The organism is Ruegeria pomeroyi DSS-3 (assembly GCF_000011965.2).
Taxonomy (GTDB): domain Bacteria; phylum Pseudomonadota; class Alphaproteobacteria; order Rhodobacterales; family Rhodobacteraceae; genus Ruegeria_B; species Ruegeria_B pomeroyi.
Window position 1 is genome coordinate 3,558,578 of record NC_003911.12, and the last position, 18,545, is coordinate 3,577,122.

Below are 18,545 nucleotides of genomic sequence, written 5' to 3' on the forward strand. Positions count from 1 at the left end.
GTTGGATCGCATCAGATCACCCCCAATGCCTTGCCTGCGGTGGCAAATGCGGCCAGCGCGCGGTCCAGTTCGTCGCGTGTCAGCGCGGCATTCATCTGGGTGCGGATACGCGCCTGCCCACGCGGCACCACCGGAAAGAAGAAGCCCGAGACATAGACGCCTTCGTCAAACAGCCGCGCAGCCATGTCCTGCGCCAGCTTGGCCTCGCCCAGCATCACCGGGATGATCGGATGCTCGCCCGGCAACAAATCAAAGCCGAGGTCGGTCAGCCCCGCCCGCCAATAGCGGGCGTTTTCGAACAGCCGGGCGCGCAGATCGGCGCCCTCTTCGACCAGCCGGATCGCCTCGATCCCGGCGGCGACGATGGCGGGCGGCAGCGAGTTGGAAAACAGATAGGGCCGCGCGCGCTGGCGCAGCAGGTCGATGACCGGCTGCGGTCCGGCGATATAGCCGCCGATGGCCCCGCCCAGCGCCTTGCCCAGCGTGCCGGTCAGGATGTCCACGTCCAGCCCGAAATGGTCGGGCGTGCCCGCGCCATGCGGCCCCATGAATCCGGTGGCGTGGCAATCATCGACCATCACCACCGCATCATATTGGTGGGCCAGCCGGGTGATCTCGGGCAGGTTGGCCAGATAGCCATCCATCGAGAACACACCATCGGTGGCGATCATCACATGGCGCGCGCCATCGGCGCGGGCCTGTTTCAGTTGCGCCTCCAGATCACCCATGTCGCTGTTGGCATAACGATAGCGTTTCGCCTTGCACAGCCGGATGCCGTCGATGATCGAGGCATGGTTGAGCGCGTCCGAGACAATCGCGTCCTCGGGCCCCAGAAGCGGTTCGAACAGCCCGCCATTGGCGTCGAAACAGGCAGCGAACAGGATCGCGTCGTCCTTGTTCAGGAACCGCGCCAGCCGCTGCTCCAGTTCTCGGTGAATATCCTGCGTGCCGCAGATAAACCGGACCGAGGCCATGCCGAACCCCTTGGGTTCCAGCGCGTCGCGCGCGGCGGCGATCAGCGCAGGATGGTCGGCCAGGCCCAGATAGTTGTTGGCGCACAGATTGATCACCTGCCGGTCGCCGACGGTGATTTCACCCCCCTGGGGCGAGGTGATCAGCCGTTCGCGCTTGTATAGGCCCTCGGCTTCGATCTGGGCAAGCGTATCGGTGATATGGGACAGAAAGGATTGGGACATTGCGACCTCCGAGTTGGTGCAATGTCTAGCATAACGGATACGATTCCGAAATAGGGGAATTCACTATATTGGACAAAAATCCGTGAAACTGGACATCAGCGTTCCTGCTTGCCCAGGGGCACCACATTGGGCACCGGATCGGGGGCCAGTTCCTCGAAATCGAAATTGTCCAGCCGTTGCGCCCGCCGCCCGGCCTTGTCGGCGCTGATCTTGATCTCTGACAGATCCTTGGCTGCCTGCCCGAAATGGCGGTCCAGATTCTGCACCCGGTCGCCCAGCCGTTCCACATCCTTGTGCAGCAGACTCAACTCCTTGCGGATGGCGCCCGCCTGTTCGCGCATCCGCGCGTCCTTGAGGATGGCGCGCATTGTGTTGAGCGTGGCCATACAGGTGGTGGGCGACACGATCCAGACCCGCGCCGCGAACCCCTCGCGCACGATATCGGCGAAATTGGCGTGCAACTCGGCATAGACCGCCTCGGACGGCAAGAACAGCAGGGCGCCATCGGCGGTTTCACCCTCGATGATGTATTTCTCGGAGATCGCCTTGATATGCGCGCGCACCGCCGCCTTCATCTGGCGCGCGGCCTCGGCCAGTTGTGGCGGCGTCTCGGCCCGGCGCAGCGCCTCATAGGCTTCCAGCGGGAACTTGCTGTCGATCACGATCGGGCCGGGCGGGTTGGGCAGGTGGATCAGACAGTCGGCCCGCCGCCCGTTGGACAGGGTATGTTGCAGGGAATAGCTGTCGGTCGGCAGCGCCTTGGACACGATATCGTTAAGCTGGATTTCGCCAAACGCGCCGCGTGTCTGCTTGTTGGACAGAATGTCCTGAAGCGACAGCACATCGCCCGAAAGCTTGGTGATATTGTCCTGTGCCTTGTCGATGGCGGCCAGCCGCTCCTGCAGTTGCGTCAGCGAGGTCGCGGTCTGTTTCGAGTTGCCATGCAGGGTGGTGCTCATCTTTTCCTGCATCTCGGTCATGGCACGTTGCGCACGCATCGCGTTGTCGGCCAGCCGGTCGTTCATATGCTGCTGCACGGCCGAAAGCCGCGCCTCGACCGTCTGGATCACCTGTACCTGCGCGTTGGCCTGCGCGTCAGACACATGCGCCAGCCCGCCGCGCAACTGCTCTTGGCCCATGCTCAGCTGTTGCACGTTCTGGCCCAGCCAGGCCAGTTGCTGCGCCATCGGCTCGGTCGTCCGGGCCGAGCGATTGGCGGCGCGCAGGGACAGAAACAGCATGAGCAGGATCAGCAGCAACGCGGCACCGCCGCCCAGAACCGCCATCACCATGGGGTCCTGCAAGGAATAGCTCTGGTCGCCGATCTGAATCATGGTCTGCTCGCCTGTTCTTGTTTTGTTTTCAACTCCTAGCCGGGTTTGCCCCCCGGATCAACTGCGTCCGAACAGCCGCTCGATATCGCTGAGTTTCAGTTCCACATAGGTGGGGCGCCCGTGGTTGCACTGGCCGGAATGGGGCGTCGCCTCCATCTCGCGCAAGAGCGCGTTCATCTCTTCGCCCCGCATCCGGCGGCCCGAGCGGATCGAACCGTGACAGGCGACCCGGCTCAGGATCGCCTCGATCCGGGCCTGGAGAGTGGCACTTTCGCCCTGATCGGCCAGCTCGTCGAGAATATCGCGGAGCATCGCGCCCGCATCCACCGGACCCAGGATCGCCGGGGTCTCGCGCACCGCGACGGCACCGCCGCCAAAAGGTTCGATCGTCAGGCCAAGGCGCGCCAGATCGTCGGAGAGATCGAGCAGGCGCGCGCAATCGGCGGTGGAGAGCTCCACGATCTCGGGGATCAGCAGCGCCTGCGCCGCAACGCCGGTTTCGGCCATCTGGCGCTTGAGCTTCTCATAGACCAGCCGTTCATGGGCGGCGTGCTGATCTACGATGACCATGCCATCGGCGGTCTGGGCGATGATGTAGTTTTCATGCACCTGTCCGCGCGCCGCACCCAGTGGCAGGGATTCGGGCGGGGTTTCGGCGGGCGGCTCCTCCGCCCTGCGGGCGTCCTCGCCCGGCTCCGGCTCGACCATGCGGCCGCTATAGCTGCTGGAGAGTTCGGCAAACCCGGGCGCCTGCGCCTGATGGGAGGCCATGCGCGCGGCAGGTGAGGGCCGGTCCATCTGGTAGATGCGTGCCCCGGTCTGCTCGGGGCGCATCGCCCCCAACGTCGCCCCGGCCACGGTGGTCGAGGCGCGGTGCCCCGCCTCGGCCAGCGCGTGCCGCAGGGCCGAGACGATCAGCCCCCGCGCCACGCCGGGATCGCGAAACCGCACCTCGGATTTTGCCGGGTGCACGTTCACGTCAACCAGCGTCGGATCGCAGTCGATGAACAGGGCCGCCGCCGGGTGACGGTCGCGGCTGAGAAAATCGAAATAGGCCGCGCGCAGCGCCCCGGTCAGCATCTTGTCGCGCACCGGGCGCCCGTTGACGAAAAGATACTGTGCGACCGCCGCACCGCGCGAATAGGTTGGCAGCGCCGCATAGCCGTAGAGCCGCAGCCCCTCGCGCATCGTGTCGATGCGCAGGGCGTTGTCAGTGAATTCGCGCCCCATCACCTGGGCCAGCCGGTCGCGCAGCGCGTCGAACAGGTCGCCGGTTTCCGCATCCGCGCGAAACACCAGCCGCCCTTCGCCGCCCCCAGAGACATCGCGCAGGGTGAAGGAAACCGAGGGTTCGGCCATGGCCAGACGCTTGACCGTATCGGCCACCGCCTGCGCCTCGGCCCGGTCGGTGCGCATGAACTTGAGCCGCGCGGGCGTGGCAAAGAAGAGATCGCGCAGTTCCACCACGGTGCCCGCGCGCAAGGCGGCGGGTTTCACCGGATCGACCCGACCGCCCGAGACGCGGATATTGGCCGCCTCGGCGCCCCGGGCCCGGCTGGTGATGGTCAGCCGCCCGACCGACCCCAGCGAAGGCAGCGCCTCGCCCCGGAATCCGAATGTGTGGATGTTGAGCAGGTCCGACCCGTCGATTTTGGACGTCGCATGGCGCGCCAGTGCAAGAGGCAATTGATCGGGCGTCATCCCGCAGCCGTCATCACTGACCCGGATCAGCGTCTTGCCGCCATCCGCAAGGTCGATGGCGATGCGCGTCGCCCCGGCATCAATGGCGTTCTCGACCAGTTCCTTGACCGCCGAGGCTGGGCGCTCCACCACTTCGCCCGCCGCGATCCGGTTGATCGCGGTTTCGTCCAACTGGCGGATTTCCGGCTGAGCGGGGATGATATTGGGGTCTGTCGATACCATACCCCTAGACCTAGCATGAGGCCCGGCGATTCTGCCACCGGTTTGATGGTCGGCACCGCCCGGTCTCCCTCCCCTGGGCACCAAGGCGGCGCGGGTCGGTCTGCCGCGAAAACCGGGCGGCGGGTGAGTGGTGGTCAGTACCGGTTTCTATCCGGCCCCTTAACTCAACACTGCCAACCGGCCTCGAACAAGTTGGCAGATCCAAAGGCCCAGAAATGGGCGCCGATAAGCCATCAGCGCCGCCTAGTCCCGGCGAATTACCGCCCAATCAAGCCTGAACCGGCGCCCCGGTGCGGCTGCGGCAGGGACCGAACCGGGCAGTCAGCGCCAGGATGAGACCCGACATGGTGGCGATCATGCCCGCAGCGCTGACCGCGTCGCGCGCACCCAGCCACAGCGGTCCATAGCCCGCCAGCACATAGCCCAGCACCGCCGAAAGGATGGCGAAAACCACGCTCCACCCCACCTGCCCTTCGAGCGTGTTGGTCATCATCCGCGCCGCGGCGGGCGGGCAGATGAACATGGCAATGACGATGATCGAGCCGACCGCGTCAAAGGCCGCAACCGCCGCCACCGCCGCGACGATGACCAGCGCCAGCCCCAACAGATTGGTGCGGATGCCCAGCGTGCGGGCGAACCCCTCGTCAAAGGTCGAGAGTTTCAGGGGCCTCCAGAACAGCCAGATGAACCCAACCACCCCGACCAGCGTGACCAGGATGCGCGACAGTTCCACCGGAAGCCCGGCCAGGGCCACCGGATCAAGCAGCGAAGCCCAGCCGGTGGCATCCAGCCAGATCAGGCTTTCGAGATTGCCGTAAAGCGCATGTTCCACATCCAGATGCACGGTCGAGGTGTCGGTCTGCTCCAGCAGAAGCACCCCGGCGGCGAACATCGTGGTAAAGACGACGCCCATCGCCGCGCCCGGCTCGATCCGGCCCAGACGGCGGATCGCCTCGATCAGCACCACCGCAACCACGGCAGCCCCGGCGGCGCCCAGCATCATCGGCCAGGCGGCAATGGCACCTGTCAACAGAAAGGCGACCACGATGCCCGGCAGCACCACATGGCTGATCGCATCGCCGATCAGCGCCTGCCGGCGCAACACCAGGAAATTGCCGGGCAGCGCGCAGGCCACGGCGGCCAGAACGCCGATCAACAGCGGTGTCAGTGACAGGGGGACAAATTCGGAACCGTTCATGCCGGGACCTCCTGCGGGCCGCCGATGCGGCTGTCGATCTCGGCGATCTGGTCACGGGTCAGCACGGTTTCGATGTCGCGCAACCCGTCATAGAGCGCGGCGGCGGCCTCTTGTGTCAGATCGGCGCGCACGATCTGCCACCGCTTTTCGTCGCGCAGTGCCTTGGCGGCGCGGGCGCGGCCCTTGTCGGTGGCCACCCCGTCCGCCCGCACCAGCTCGGCCCGGCGCAGCAAGCGCAGCGTCAATGGCTCGTAGATCGGTTGCCCCTGCGCCAGCGCCAGCAGCCCCTGCCGCAGATGCACCCGGCGCTGGAACCGTCCGTGACGCAAGAGCGCCGCCAGCACGCCGCGCCCAGGCGCCACCAGCAGCGACAGGGCAAAAAAGGCAAAGGCCACCAGCACGATGATCGGCCCGGTCGGCAGATTGGGGGCCGAGGCCGAGATCGCCGCACCCAGATAGCCCGCCAGACCGCCGGTCAGACCGCTCAGCAGCACCACCCGGTCCGACCTCTCGGTCCAGAACCGCGCGGTGACCGGCGGTATGATCAAAAGCGCCACGATCAGGATCAGGCCGACGATCTTCAGCCCGACAACGGTGACCGCCATCACCAGCCCCATCATCGCCAGATCGACCCGGTTCACCGGCACCCCGCGCGCGGCGGCATATTCGGGATCGAAGGCCACCAGTGTCATTGGTCGGCGGATCAGCAGGATCAGCGCCAGCGTGCCCGCGCCACCCAGCGCGATGACCAGCGCATCGGACCAGAGCATGCCGGCGGTCGAGCCAAGCAGGAACCCTTCGAGCCCGGCCTGACGCCCGGCGCCCAGCGTCTGGATCACGGTGAGCAGCACGATGCCAAGGCCAAAGAACACCGACAGCACCGCACCGATCGCCGCATCCTCGGCCAGGCGCGTGTTGCGGGTCAGCCAGTTCAGGCACAAAAGCCCGACCCAGGCCGACATCGCCGATCCGACCAGCAGGCCCGGCAGGCTGCGCCCGTCGCCGCCCAGCGCCACCATCAGCAGAAAGGCCAGGCAGATGCCGGGCAGCGTGGCATGGCTGATCGCGTCGCTGACCAGCGCCCGCTTGCGCAGGAACAGAAAGGTGCCGGTCACCCCGGCAGAGATACCCAACAAGGTCGCGCCAACCGCGACCAGCGTGGCGTTATAGCCAAGTTGCAGCAAAAGCGCGTCACGCAACATCGGATCAGCCCAGCACGCGCGCCAGCTGATCGACCTGCGCCGTTGCCAGCCGTCCGCCATAGGCGGCCTGCAGGTTGTCGGCGGTAAAGGCCTCGGCCACCGGCCCTTCGGCAACGCGGCGGGTGTTGATCAGGAAGACATGGTCGAAATAGTCGCTCACCGTGGCCAGATCGTGATGCACCACGACCACGGTGCGCCCGGCCTGTTTCAACGATTTCAGAACCGAGATGATCGCCTTTTCCGTCGCTGCATCGACCCCGGCAAAGGGTTCGTCCAGCAGATAGAGATCGGCGTCTTGCGCCAGGGCGCGGGCCAGAAACACCCGCTGCTGCTGGCCACCCGACAATTGGCCGATCTGGCGGTCGGCGAAATCGCGCATGCCCACACGGGCCAGGCAGTCGAGCGCCTGCGCCTTGTGGCGGGCGCGCAAGCGGCCCAGCAGGCCAAGCTCGCGATACAGCCCCATCAGAACAACGTCGATCACCCGGGTCGGGAAATCCCAGTCGACACTGGCGCGCTGCGGAACATAGGCGATGCGGGCGCGCTGCTCCTCGAGCGGGCGGCCAAACACGGTGACCTGCCCCGACAGCGGCTTGACGATGCCCAGCGCCGCCTTGAGCAGGGTCGATTTCCCCGCCCCGTTCGGCCCGATGATTGCGGTCATCGCGCCCGGCTGCACCGTCATGTCCACCGAGAACACAGCCGGTTTCTGCCCGTAGGACACGGTCAGCCCGCGTACCGCCAGCGGGCTGGAGGCGATGGTCTCATCCGCCAGACGGATACCTTTATCTGCGGCCAGTTCGATCATCGCTCAGAACCCCGCCGACAATTTGCCATCCATGCCGCGTGTCGGCACCTGCCCGCCCAATGCGGCGGCGATGGTGGTGATGTTGTGATCGAGCATGCCCAGATAGGTCCCCTCGTAAGAGCCATCAGGCCCCATCGCATCGGAAAAAAGCTCGCCGCCCACATGGACCTGATGCCCCTGTGCCGCCGCGCCCTCGATCAGGGCCCGGACCGAGCGGTCCGAGACCGAGCTTTCGACAAAGACCGCCGTGATCTTGCGCGACACCAGGGTATCGACCAGCTCTGCAATACGGTTCAACCCCGCCTCGGACTGGGTCGAGATGCCCTGAACGCCCAGAACCTCGAACCCGTAGGACTGTCCGAAATAGCCAAACGCGTCATGGGCGGTGACCAGCACCCGCTTGCTTTCGGGCACCGTGGCCAGAACGGTTTCGGCATAACCCGACAACCGGTCCAGATCGGCGATATGGCGGGCGGCATTGGCGGCAAAGGTCTCGGCGGCCTCGGGGCGGGTTTCGGTCAGGGCACGCTCGACCTCGGCCACCACCTCGCGCCACAGCTCCGGGGTCATCCACACATGCGGGTCGAACTTGTCGGCATAATCGTCATGGGCGCGCAGGCGCGAGGGCTCGATGCCTTCGGCCACCGCAACCACCTGACGCTTGCGCCCCAGATCCTGGAAAAAGCTTTCCATCTGCGCTTCGAGGTAGAGCCCGTGCCACAACACCAGATCGGCGCGGGTCATGGCCACGATATCGCTGCGGGTCTGGCGATAGGCATGCGGGTCGACGCCTGGCCCCATCAGGCCGGTCACCTCGACCAGATCGCCGCCGACCTGGCGGGCGGCATCGGCGATCATACCGGTGGTTGCCACCACACGCAGCGGCGCCTCGGCCCAGGCCGCAAGCGGCAAGCTGCATGTCAGGGCAAGTGCGGCAAGGAACCCACGGCGAATCATCGCAAACCTCGAAATCTCGTTCTCATGAGGTGAATATGAGAACCATTCGCAACTAAGTCAACGCAATTGAGAATTATTCGCAAGAAAGGTGAATTTTGTCCGAAAGGTAAAATTTTGACGCCGCGACGCGCCTGCCCCCGCTTGCCATTCTGTCGCAGGTCATGCGACCTTGGCCGGGAACCTCCCAAAGGATGTGAAGATGGAAACGCAGAGCCTTGAGCGCACCGCGCATCTGCCGCAAGTGACCGAGCCGCGAAACCCCGGCATGGAACTGGACCTCGACTGGGTCCGCGCGGTGCAGGCCAATACCTCGGCGATCGAACGGCGGGCGGCGACGCTGCCCGGACGGCGCTCGGTGAAAAAGGATCATCAGGCCGCCTGGCTGCTGAAGGCGATCACGCTGATCGACCTGACCACGCTGTCAGGGGACGACACGGTGGGCCGGGTGCGCCGCCTGTGTGCAAAGGCGCGGCAACCGGTGGCGCCGGCGCTGCTGGAGGCGCTCGGCATGGGCCCGATCACCACCGGCGCGGTCTGCGTCTATCACGACATGATCGAGACCGCGGTCGAGGCGCTCAAGGGCACCGGCATTCCGGTGGCCGCCGTCAGCACCGGGTTTCCGGCGGGCCTGTCGCCCTTTCACCTGCGGGTTGCCGAAATCGGCGAAAGCGTGGCAGCAGGCGCCGAAGAGATCGACATCGTGATCTCGCGGCGGCACGTGCTGACCGGCGACTGGCAAGCGCTTTATGACGAGATGAAGGCGTTCCGCGCGGCCTGTGGTCATGCCCATGTCAAGGCGATCCTGGCGACCGGAGAGCTGGGGTCGTTGCGCAACGTGGCGCGCGCCTCGCTGGTCTGCATGATGGCGGGGGCGGATTTCATCAAGACCTCGACCGGCAAGGAAAGCGTCAACGCCACCCTGCCCGTCTCGCTGGTGATGATCCGCGCGATCCGCGAGTATTACGACCGCACCGGATACCGGGTCGGCTACAAGCCCGCGGGCGGAATTTCCAAGGCCAAGGACGCGCTGGTGTACCTTGCGCTGATCAAGGACGAACTGGGCGACCGCTGGCTGCAACCGGACCTGTTCCGCTTTGGCGCCTCGTCGCTGTTGGGCGATATCGAGCGGCAGCTGGAACACCACGTCACCGGCGCCTATTCGGCGGGCTACCGCCATCCCATGGGCTGACCGGCGCGACAGGCGCCGGAATTTTACAAAAATTCCGGCCCGTTTTCCGTGACGGAAAACGGCCCCCGGATACCGAGGACACCGCTATGAGCATCAAGGAACTCTTCGACACCATGGAATACGGTCCCGCCCCCGAAAGCGCCGCCGAGGCGCTGGCCTGGCTGGTCGATCAGGGCGACCGGTTCGGGCATTTCATCGACGGCGCCTTTACCGCCCCGGGCGACGGGTTCGACAGCCGCAATCCCGCAACCGGCGAGGTGCTGGCAACGCTGACCCAAGCGACCCAGGCCGATGTGGAGGCCGCCGTTGCCGCCGCTCGCAAGGCGCAGCCCAAGTGGGCCGCATTGGGTGGCGCGGGCCGGGCGCGGTACCTTTATGCGATCGCGCGGCTGATGCAGAAGCACAGCCGCCTGTTCGCCGTGCTGGAAACCCTCGATAATGGCAAACCGATCCGGGAAAGCCGCGATATCGACATTCCCCTGGCGCAGCGCCACTTCTACTATCACGCGGGCATGGCGCAATTGATGGAGAGCGAACTGCCCGACGCCGAACCGCTGGGTGTCTGCGGCCAGATCATCCCATGGAACTTCCCGCTGTTGATGCTGGCGTGGAAGGTTGCGCCTGCGCTCGCCATGGGCAACACCGTGGTGCTGAAGCCCGCCGAATTCACCTCGCTCACCGCGCTCTTGTTTGCCGATATCTGCCAGCAGGCCGGTCTGCCCAAGGGCGTGGTCAATATCGTCACCGGTGACGGCGCCGTGGGCGAGATGATCGTGGCGGCGGATGTGGACAAGATCGCCTTTACCGGCTCCACCGCCGTGGGCCGCCACATCCGCGAGGCCACCGCCGGACGCGGATTGGAGCTGACGCTCGAACTGGGGGGCAAGTCGGCCTATGTCGTGTTCGACGATGCCGATATCGACAGCGCCATCGAAGGGCTGGTCGATGCGATCTGGTTCAATCAGGGTCAGGTCTGCTGCGCCGGATCGCGCCTCTTGGTGCAAGAGGGCATCGCCGACCGCTTTTATACCAAGCTGCGCGCCCGGATGGACGGTCTGCGCCTGGGTAATCCGCTCGACAAATGCATCGACGTCGGCGCGGTGGTCGACCCGGTGCAGTTGCAGACCATAGAGCGAATGGTCGCCAGCAACACAGCCGGTCAGGTGCATCATGCCGCCTGTGCCCTGCCCGAAAACGGCTGCTATTATCCCCCGACCCTGATCACCGGGCTTTCGACCAGCGACCCGCTGATGCAGGAAGAGATCTTTGGCCCCGTCCTCGTCTCGACCACCTTCCGCACCCCGGCCGAGGCGGTGGAACTGGCCAACAACACCCGCTATGGGCTGGCCGCCACCGTCTGGACCGAGAATGTGAACCTGGCGCTCGACATCGCGCCGAAACTGGTCGCGGGTGTGGTCTGGGTGAATGCCACCAACCTGTTTGATGCCGCCGCCGGGTTTGGCGGTGTGCGCGAAAGCGGCTTTGGCCGCGAAGGCGGATGGGAGGGGCTGGCCGCTTACACCCGGCCCAAAGGCAAGCGCAAGGCGCTGGCCCGGATCGAGCCCACCATGGGCCATGGCGCGCCGGTCGACCCGATCGACCGTACGGCGAAACTTTATGTCGGGGGCAAGCAGGCCCGGCCCGATGGCGGCTATTCCCGGCCCGTCTGGGGCAAATCCGGCCTGTTGGGTCATGTGGGACTGGCCAACCGCAAGGATGTGCGCAACGCGGTCGAGGCGGCCGCCGGCGCCTCGGGTTGGGCAAAGACCACCGGGCATCTGCGCGCGCAGATCCTCTATTACATCGGCGAGAACCTGTCGGCCCGCGCCGCCGAATTCACCCATCGCATCGACGCGATGACCGGCAAGCGCAGCGGCGCCAAGGAGGTCGAGGCCAGCATCCAGCGCCTGTTCACCGCCGCCGCCTGGGCCGACAAGTACGACGGGCAGGTGCATGGCGTTCCGATCCGGGGCGTGGCGCTGGCAATGAAGGAACCGGTGGGCGTGATCGGCGCGCTCTGCGCGGACGAGGCGCCGCTCCTGGGCCTTGTCTCGGTCATGGCGCCCGCGATTGCGATGGGCAACCGCGTGGTGCTGGCGGCAAGCGAGCCCTATCCGCTGGCGGCCACCGACTTCTATCAGATCCTCGACACCTCGGACGTGCCGGCTGGCGTGGTCAACATCCTGACCGGCAGCCATGCTGAACTGGCCAGACCGCTGGCGTCGCACCTGAACGTGGATGCGGTCTGGTCCTTCTCCTCAACCGATCTGTCGGCTGAGATCGAAACGGCGGCGGCGGGTAACCTGAAACGCAGCTGGGTCAATAACGCAACGTCCCTTGACTGGAGCGTGGACCATAGCAAGCGGTTCCTTCAGGCTGCGACCGAGATCAAGAACATCTGGGTGCCCTACGGAGAATAGGGCATCCCTGTCCAAGGGAGGCTCTACATGGATTTCACCGGCAAGACCGTCGTGGTGATCGGCGGCACCAGCGGCATCAATCGCGGCATCGCGCTGGCCTTTGCCCGGGCTGGCGCCCGGCTGGCCGTGGCCAGTCGCAGCCAGGACAAGGTGAACGACACAGTGGCCGAGCTGCGCGCCGCAGGGGCGCAGGAGGCCCTCGGCGCTTCCTTCGACGTGCGCGATGCCGAGGCGGTGGCCGCGGGCCTGCAGGGGTTCCGTGACCGGTTGGGCGAGTTTGACGTGCTGGTATCAGGCGCAGCAGGCAACTTTCCGGCGCTGACCGCCGAGATGTCAATCAACGCCTTCAAGACGGTGATCGACATCGACCTGATGGGAACAGTGCACGTGATGAAGGGCGCCTATCCGCATCTGAAACGCCCGGGCGCCAGCATCATCAACATCTCGGCACCGCAATCCTGGCTGCCCTACGAGGGGCAGGCGCATGTCTGCGCCGCCAAGGCGGGCGTCGACCAGATCACGCGCACGCTGAGCCTTGAATGGGGGCCCGAGGGGATCCGGGTGAACTCGGTCGTACCGGGTTTCATCGAAGGGACCGAAGGCGCCAAGCGACTGGCCCCAAGCCCCGAGGCAGAGAAAAGCTTCAAGAAAGATGTGCCGCTGGGCCGCTGGGGTCAGCCGCAGGACGTGGCCAATGCCTGCCTGTTCCTGGGCTCGGACATGGCATCCTATGTCAGCGGAACGGTTCTGTCGGTCGATGGCGCGCTTTATCAGCGCGGTTCGGGCCGGGCCGGGCAGATGATCGGCCAGATGCTGCGCGCGATGCCGAAACCAGGCTGAACGGGTGCGCATCGCTCACGGCAGGCGCCGGAAAACATATGTTTTCCGGCCCGTTTTCCGTATCGGAAAACGGGCCCGCCGCGCCCGAAGCGTATTCTCAGTTGGTTCCCTCCAGCCCGACCGGCTTGCCCACCACGGTAAAGCTCAACCCCTCGGGGTCAAGGAACCCGGCGGCAAAGGTGTTGATCTCTTCCAGCGTCACCGCGTTCACCTGATCGTTGCGGGTGGCGATGTAATCGATCGGCAGCCCCTGTATCTGCATCCCCGCCAGGATATTGGCGATCCGCCCGTTACCGTCGAAGCGCAGCGGATAGGCGCCGGTCAGATAGGTCTTGGCATCCTCCAGCTCCTTGGCGGTCACGCCGTTGGCAGCCACATCGCGCCAGACATCGCGGATCACGTTCACCGCCTCGGCGATCTTGTCATTGGCCGAGGCGACCGACCCCATATAGATCGAGGCCAGATCCTTGGGCAGCAGATAGGAATAGACCCCATATGTCAGGCCCCGCTTTTCGCGCACTTCCTGCATCAGCCGGCTTTCAAAGCCGCCGCCGCCGATGATGTGGTTGAGGATATAGGCGGTAAAGAAATCAGGATCGTCGCGGTCGATTCCCGGCTGCACGAAGAGCGCCACCGATTGCGGTGTGTCGAAATCCACCACCCGTACAGGACCGGGAACGCTCACCTGCGCCCGCTCGGGGATCGGCGCGCCGGTTTCCGGTAGCTGAGACAGCAGCCGGTCGAGCAGCACGCCCAGTTCCTCGGCCGTGATATCGCCCACCGCACCGACATAGACCCGGTCACGTGCCAGCGCGCCCTTGAAGGCCGCCACGATATCCTCTCGCGTCAGCGCCGAGACACTGTCGATCGTACCCTTGCCCTCGGTGGCGTAGGGATGTTCGCCATAAACCGCCTCGGACAGCGCGGCGCCGGCAATACTGTGCGGATCGGTCTCGTCCGACCGCAGACCGGAGAGTACCTGTGCGCGCACCCGGTCGATGGCATCCTGATCAAATCGGGGCGCGTGCAGGGTGGTGCCCAAAAGGTCGATCACCTCGTCTCGGTTCTCGGTCAGGAACCGGGCCGAGACCGACAGCGTGTCATCGGTCACGTCATAGTCAAAGCTCGCGGCCAGCTCTTCCAGCTTGCGGGCATAGGCGCGCGCATCCAGATCGCCCGCCCCTTCCTCGATCAGGCCTGCCATCAAATAGGTGGCGCCCCGCTTGCCCGGCGCATCGAGCGAAGTGCCCCCCTGAAACCAGATTTCCAGTGCGGTAAAGGGGATCGAGTGATCTTCGACCAGCCAGGCATTGTGACCCTGGGGCGAGGTGACCTCCTGGATCCTGACTTCGGCCCAGGCCGGCAGCGCCAGCACCAGCGCCGTCAGTGCTGCAACAAACGCCCTCATTGGGTCACCTCCTCGACATTGGTCAGCCATCCGGTAACCGAAACCTCGGGCCGCAGCACCGCGCGCGCAGCGGCAATGATATCCTCGCCGGTAACCGCCTGAAGCACATCGGGCCAGGCCTGCACATCGGCGATGGTCAGACCGCTGGCCAGCGCGGCGCCATAGCGGTTGCCGATCCCGTCCACATTGTCGCGCTCATAGATCAGCGCGGCGCGCAGCTGCATCTTGATCCGCTCCAGATCCTCGGCATCGACCCCTTCGGCGATGAAATCCGCCAACACCTTGTCCATCGCCGCTTCGGCCTCGGACAGCGACACGCCCTGTGCCGGCACCACGATCATGTCAAAGGTGGTGTCGTCCAGCGACAACCCGCCATAGAAAGCGCCGGTGTAAATCGCCGTCTGACTGTCGAACTGCAGTTTCTCGTTCATGTAGGATGTGGTGCCACCGCCCAGCAACTCGGCCAGCAGATAGAGCGCGGCGGCGGTTTCCTGGGCACCGGCGTCGCGCTCGGGCGCCAGGTAGGAACGGTGGACATAGGGTTGCGCCACCCGCGCATCCTTGAAGGTCAGGCGTCGCGCCGCGGTTTGCGGCGGTTCCTGGCTGCGAAACCGTTCGGGCAGGTCCGGGTTTGCCGGGATCACGCCATAATAGGTCTCGGCCAGGACGCGCACCGCCTCGGGCTCGACATCGCCGGTCACGATCAGGATCGCGTTATTGGGCGCGTAATAGGTGCGATAGAAGGACAGCGCATCCTCCATGTCCAGCGTTTCCATCTCGTGTTTCCAGCCGATCACCGGCACGCCGTAACGGTGATTGAGGAACTGTGCCGCGTCCATCTGCTCGCCGAACAGGGCGCGCGGGTTGTTCTCGGTGCGCTGGTTGCGCTCTTCCAGGATCACGTCGCGTTCGGTCTCGATATCGCGCTCGGTCAGGCGGATGTTGCGCATCCGGTCCGCCTCCATCCGCATCATCAGCTCCAGCCGGTCGGCGGCCACGCGCTGGAAATAGGCGGTGTAGTCATAAGAGGTAAAGGCGTTGTCGGCGCCGCCATTGGCTGCCACGGTGGCCGACAGCTCTCCGGCCTCCATGGTGTCGGTCGCCTTGAACAAAAGGTGTTCAAGGAAATGTGCCACCCCGGAAGAGCCGACCGGCTCGTCCGCCGAGCCAGCGCGATACCAGACCATCTGCTGCACTACGGGGGCGCGGTGATCCTCGATCACCACGACCTCCATACCGTTTTGCAGGGTAAAGGTGGTGACCGCCTCGTGCCCGTCCGGAGCCGCCCAGAGCGGCGCGGCCGTGACAAGAGCGGTAATAAGAGCAAAGGCCCGGATCATGCGCATCCTCCGTATCGCTTGCCGACAACCTACGGCAGCCCCGGCAGGGTTCAAGACGCGCTGACGTAAAATTAAGGATTATTCACTTTCAGGCGGCGCCGAGGGCGTTGCGGCCCCGGCCCTGCGGAAGCGTTCGTTCTGGTTGAACGGGTTGATCGCGTCCTTGCGATAGGCCTGTTCATAGCGATCGACCGGGAACAGGCGGACACGGGTCCAGCGGGCCTGGCGCTTGCGGAAACCCGCATCCTCTTCGGCCAGCGCGGTGCGGGTATTGGCGGGCACGCCATAGCGGCTGGAAGCATTCACCAGCGCCTGATCCGAGGCCGGAATGCCGCCACCGGCCTGCAGCGCGGTTTCCCGGCCGCCCAGCGCCACCACCGCATCGGCGGCAGGCGTCGGATCGGTCAGGTTGGCACCACCAGGCGTCGGCGCGGGCAACACGTTGAAATCCTGCGGCTGGGTCAGCGGTTTCACCGGCATGATGGCGAACTCGTCCGGCCCGGTTCCTTGCGAACGGATATCGCGCAGGCCCTTGCTGGAGCAGCCCGATACCGCCAGGGCGGTCGTGATCACGATCAAAGCCAGCGGCGCGCGCATGGTCATCTCCTGCCTGTTTCGTCGGGTTTTATCGCATATCCGCGCGCCCGTCACGAGGGCTTTTTGCCATCCAGCAGGATCAGTGCCGCCGCACCGCCAAAGATGAAGATATCGGCCACGTTGAACACAAAGGGATTGTTGATGCCACAACAGGACATGTTGAGGAAATCCAGCACGTAACCATAGATCAGCCGGTCGATCACGTTTCCGAGCGCACCGCCAATCAGCAGCCCGCCCCCGATCAGCATCCAGCGCGACGGGCGCCCGCGTGACAGCCAGACCACCACAACGGCGCAGATCACCAGCGACAGGCCGATCAGGATCCAGCGCGCGGCATCGCTCTCGCCCTGGAACAGGCCAAAGTTGATGCCCCGATTCTCGCCATAGCGAAAGGTCAGGAACGGCGGCAGCACCTCGATGCTGCCGCGATGGGCCACGTCCATCACGTGCACGACCAGATATTTGCTGATCTGGTCGATCAGAAAGGCCCAGAAGGCGGACCAGAAGAGGAGCCGGGCGCGCATCAGTGCCGGAAATGGCGCATGCCGGTAAAGACCATGGCCAGACCCGCCTCGTCCGCGGCCTTGATCACCTCATCATCGCGCATCGAGCCGCCGGGCTGGATCACGCAAGCGCCGCCTGCCGCGGCCGCTTCGAGCAGACCGTCAGCAAAGGGAAAGAACGCGTCCGAGGCCACGGCGCAGCCCTTGGCCGGGCTTTCGGGCAGACCCAGTTCAGTCGCCATGCGCTGCGCCTTGGCGGCGGCGACATTGGCGCTGTCCAGCCGGCTCATCTGACCCGCGCCGACGCCCACGGTGGCGCCATCCTTGACATAGACGATGGCGTTCGACTTGACGTGTTTTCCAACCTTCCAGGCAAACAGCAGATCGGCCATCTGCGCCTCGGTCGGGGCCTTCCTGGTCACCACCTTGAGGTCGGTCAGATCGACATGGCCCACATCCTTGTCCTGCACCAGCAGGCCACCGGCCACCTGTTTCATCGCCACGATGGGCTGACGCGGATCGGGCAGGCCATCGGTCAGCAACAGGCGCAGGTTCTTCTTGGTGGCAAAGATCGCGATCGCCTCGTCGGATGCGCCGGGGGCGATCACCACCTCGGTAAAGATCTCGACGATCTTGCCAGCGGTCTCGGCGTCCAGCGGCTGGTTCAGCGCCACGATCCCGCCAAAGGCGCTGGTGCGGTCGCAATCGAACGCCTTCTGGTAGGCCTCGGACAGGGTCGCGCCCAGCGCCACACCGCAGGGGTTGGCATGCTTGATGATGGCACAGGCCGGGCCGTTCTCGGGCGCGAATTCGGCCACCAGCTCAAACGCGGCATCGGTATCGTTGATGTTGTTGTAGCTCAGCTCCTTACCCTGCAACTGGCGCGCGGTGGCCACGCCCGGACGGTTCGAACCATCGGTATAGAAGGCCGCCTGCTGGTGGCTGTTCTCGCCATAGCGCAGGGTCTGTTTCAGCTCACCGGCAAAGGCGCGGCGGCGGGGCGCCTCCAGCGCCAGTTGATCCGCCATCCAGTTGCTGACGGCGGCGTCATAGGCGGCGGTGCGGGCATAGGCGGTCTGCGCCAGCCGCTGACGGAAGGCATAAGAGGTCTGGCCGTCATTGGCCGCCATCTCAGCCAGCAGGGCGTCATAATCCGCGACATCCACCACGACGTTGACGAATGCGTGGTTCTTGGACGCCGCGCGGATCATCGCCGGGCCGCCGATGTCGATATTCTCGATACAGTCGTCATAGTCCGCGCCCTTGGCGACGGTCGCCTCGAACGGGTAGAGATTGACGACCAGCAGGTCGATGCCCGCGATGCCGTGCTGCTCCATCGCGGCGACGTGGTCTGCATTGTCGCGCAGCGCCAGCAGGCCGCCATGCACCATCGGGTGCAGCGTCTTGACCCGGCCATCCATCATCTCGGGGAAACCGGTCACCTCGGCCACATCGCGCACCGTCAGGCCCGCATCGCGCAGCGCCTTGGCGGTGCCGCCCGTCGACAGCAGCTCGACCCCGCGCGCGGCGAGGGCCTGGCCCAGCTCGATCAGTCCGGTCTTGTCGGAAACGGAAAGAAGCGCGCGGCGCACGGGGGAAAGGTCGGTCATTTGCTCGGGGTCCTTATGCG

15 protein-coding genes are annotated in these 18,545 nt (G+C 65.4%); 3 read left to right on the top strand and 12 right to left on the bottom strand.

Annotation, left to right across the window (positions count from 1 at the left end):
• Positions 1 to 11: 11 nt before the first annotated feature.
• The 7 genes from SPO_RS17020 to SPO_RS17050 all read right to left on the bottom strand — a co-directional run bounded on the left by SPO_RS17020 (position 12) and on the right by SPO_RS17050 (position 8,618).
• Complete coding sequence (locus tag SPO_RS17020) at positions 12 to 1,196, bottom strand: glycine C-acetyltransferase (RefSeq protein WP_011049043.1); 1,185 nt, start codon at positions 1,194 to 1,196, stop codon at positions 12 to 14.
• A gap of 95 nt (positions 1,197 to 1,291) precedes the next feature.
• Positions 1,292 to 2,530 (bottom strand): DNA recombination protein RmuC, encoded by a 1,239-nt coding sequence (locus tag SPO_RS17025; RefSeq protein ID WP_011049044.1) that lies wholly within the window; start codon positions 2,528 to 2,530, stop codon positions 1,292 to 1,294.
• Between the two features lie 57 nt (positions 2,531 to 2,587).
• Entirely contained in the window at positions 2,588 to 4,453 is a 1,866-nt protein-coding gene (gene mutL / locus SPO_RS17030) for a DNA mismatch repair endonuclease MutL (protein ID WP_011049045.1), read from the bottom strand.
• 268 nt (positions 4,454 to 4,721) lie between these two features.
• Positions 4,722 to 5,651, bottom strand: a complete 930-nt coding sequence (locus SPO_RS17035; RefSeq protein ID WP_011049046.1) for a metal ABC transporter permease — start codon at positions 5,649 to 5,651, stop codon at positions 4,722 to 4,724.
• Positions 5,648 to 6,853: a metal ABC transporter permease gene (locus SPO_RS17040; RefSeq protein ID WP_011049047.1), complete on the bottom strand. Its 1,206-nt coding sequence runs from the start codon at positions 6,851 to 6,853 to the stop codon at positions 5,648 to 5,650. The genes SPO_RS17035 and SPO_RS17040 overlap by 4 nt, the downstream gene beginning before the upstream one ends.
• A 4-nt stretch (positions 6,854 to 6,857) precedes the next feature.
• Positions 6,858 to 7,661 (bottom strand): metal ABC transporter ATP-binding protein, encoded by an 804-nt coding sequence (locus SPO_RS17045; protein ID WP_011049048.1) that lies wholly within the window; start codon positions 7,659 to 7,661, stop codon positions 6,858 to 6,860.
• 3 nt (positions 7,662 to 7,664) lie between these two features.
• Positions 7,665 to 8,618: a metal ABC transporter solute-binding protein, Zn/Mn family gene (locus SPO_RS17050; protein ID WP_011049049.1), complete on the bottom strand. Its 954-nt coding sequence runs from the start codon at positions 8,616 to 8,618 to the stop codon at positions 7,665 to 7,667.
• 199 nt (positions 8,619 to 8,817) lie between these two features.
• On the opposite strand from SPO_RS17050, the gene deoC reads away from it, so the two are divergent.
• From deoC to SPO_RS17065, 3 genes are all read left to right on the top strand, one after another.
• Entirely contained in the window at positions 8,818 to 9,807 is a 990-nt protein-coding gene (gene deoC / locus SPO_RS17055; RefSeq protein WP_030003260.1) for a deoxyribose-phosphate aldolase, read from the top strand.
• A gap of 86 nt (positions 9,808 to 9,893) precedes the next feature.
• On the top strand, positions 9,894 to 12,227 hold the full coding sequence (locus SPO_RS17060) for an aldehyde dehydrogenase family protein (protein ID WP_011049051.1): 2,334 nt from the start codon (positions 9,894 to 9,896) through the stop codon (positions 12,225 to 12,227).
• 27 nt (positions 12,228 to 12,254) lie between these two features.
• Positions 12,255 to 13,067, top strand: coding sequence for an SDR family oxidoreductase (locus tag SPO_RS17065; protein WP_011049052.1), 813 nt, complete (start codon positions 12,255 to 12,257; stop codon positions 13,065 to 13,067).
• 97 nt (positions 13,068 to 13,164) lie between these two features.
• On the opposite strand, the gene SPO_RS17070 is transcribed toward SPO_RS17065, so the two are convergent.
• The 5 genes from SPO_RS17070 to purH all read right to left on the bottom strand — a co-directional run bounded on the left by SPO_RS17070 (position 13,165) and on the right by purH (position 18,525).
• Complete coding sequence (locus SPO_RS17070; protein WP_011049053.1) at positions 13,165 to 14,475, bottom strand: M16 family metallopeptidase; 1,311 nt, start codon at positions 14,473 to 14,475, stop codon at positions 13,165 to 13,167.
• Positions 14,472 to 15,815, bottom strand: coding sequence for a M16 family metallopeptidase (locus SPO_RS17075; protein ID WP_044029363.1), 1,344 nt, complete (start codon positions 15,813 to 15,815; stop codon positions 14,472 to 14,474). Before SPO_RS17075 ends, SPO_RS17070 begins: the two co-directional genes overlap by 4 nt.
• A 78-nt stretch (positions 15,816 to 15,893) precedes the next feature.
• Complete coding sequence (locus tag SPO_RS17080; protein WP_044029365.1) at positions 15,894 to 16,412, bottom strand: DUF3035 domain-containing protein; 519 nt, start codon at positions 16,410 to 16,412, stop codon at positions 15,894 to 15,896.
• Positions 16,413 to 16,462: 50 nt separating this feature from the next.
• Positions 16,463 to 16,936, bottom strand: coding sequence for a signal peptidase II (gene lspA, locus SPO_RS17085; RefSeq protein WP_011049056.1), 474 nt, complete (start codon positions 16,934 to 16,936; stop codon positions 16,463 to 16,465).
• Positions 16,936 to 18,525: a bifunctional phosphoribosylaminoimidazolecarboxamide formyltransferase/IMP cyclohydrolase gene (gene purH / locus SPO_RS17090; protein ID WP_011049057.1), complete on the bottom strand. Its 1,590-nt coding sequence runs from the start codon at positions 18,523 to 18,525 to the stop codon at positions 16,936 to 16,938. The genes lspA and purH overlap by 1 nt, the downstream gene beginning before the upstream one ends.
• Positions 18,526 to 18,545: the final 20 nt, after the last annotated feature.

Bases quoted from the DNA above. Each gene is read 5' to 3' on its own strand.
- SPO_RS17035 (WP_011049046.1), bottom strand. From the start codon at position 5,651: ATGAACGGTTCCGAATTTGTCCCCCTGTCACTGACACCGCTGTTGATC.
- purH (WP_011049057.1), bottom strand. From the start codon at position 18,525: ATGACCGACCTTTCCCCCGTGCGCCGCGCGCTTCTTTCCGTTTCCGAC.
- mutL (WP_011049045.1), bottom strand. From the start codon at position 4,453: ATGGTATCGACAGACCCCAATATCATCCCCGCTCAGCCGGAAATCCGC.
- SPO_RS17080 (WP_044029365.1), bottom strand. From the start codon at position 16,412: ATGCGCGCGCCGCTGGCTTTGATCGTGATCACGACCGCCCTGGCGGTA.
- lspA (WP_011049056.1), bottom strand. From the start codon at position 16,936: ATGCGCGCCCGGCTCCTCTTCTGGTCCGCCTTCTGGGCCTTTCTGATC.
- SPO_RS17040 (WP_011049047.1), bottom strand. From the start codon at position 6,853: ATGTTGCGTGACGCGCTTTTGCTGCAACTTGGCTATAACGCCACGCTG.
- SPO_RS17070 (WP_011049053.1), bottom strand. From the start codon at position 14,475: ATGAGGGCGTTTGTTGCAGCACTGACGGCGCTGGTGCTGGCGCTGCCG.
- SPO_RS17075 (WP_044029363.1), bottom strand. From the start codon at position 15,815: ATGATCCGGGCCTTTGCTCTTATTACCGCTCTTGTCACGGCCGCGCCG.
- deoC (WP_030003260.1), top strand. From the start codon at position 8,818: ATGGAAACGCAGAGCCTTGAGCGCACCGCGCATCTGCCGCAAGTGACC.
- SPO_RS17065 (WP_011049052.1), top strand. From the start codon at position 12,255: ATGGATTTCACCGGCAAGACCGTCGTGGTGATCGGCGGCACCAGCGGC.
- SPO_RS17060 (WP_011049051.1), top strand. From the start codon at position 9,894: ATGAGCATCAAGGAACTCTTCGACACCATGGAATACGGTCCCGCCCCC.
- SPO_RS17045 (WP_011049048.1), bottom strand. From the start codon at position 7,661: ATGATCGAACTGGCCGCAGATAAAGGTATCCGTCTGGCGGATGAGACC.
- SPO_RS17020 (WP_011049043.1), bottom strand. From the start codon at position 1,196: ATGTCCCAATCCTTTCTGTCCCATATCACCGATACGCTTGCCCAGATC.
- SPO_RS17050 (WP_011049049.1), bottom strand. From the start codon at position 8,618: ATGATTCGCCGTGGGTTCCTTGCCGCACTTGCCCTGACATGCAGCTTG.
- SPO_RS17025 (WP_011049044.1), bottom strand. From the start codon at position 2,530: ATGATTCAGATCGGCGACCAGAGCTATTCCTTGCAGGACCCCATGGTG.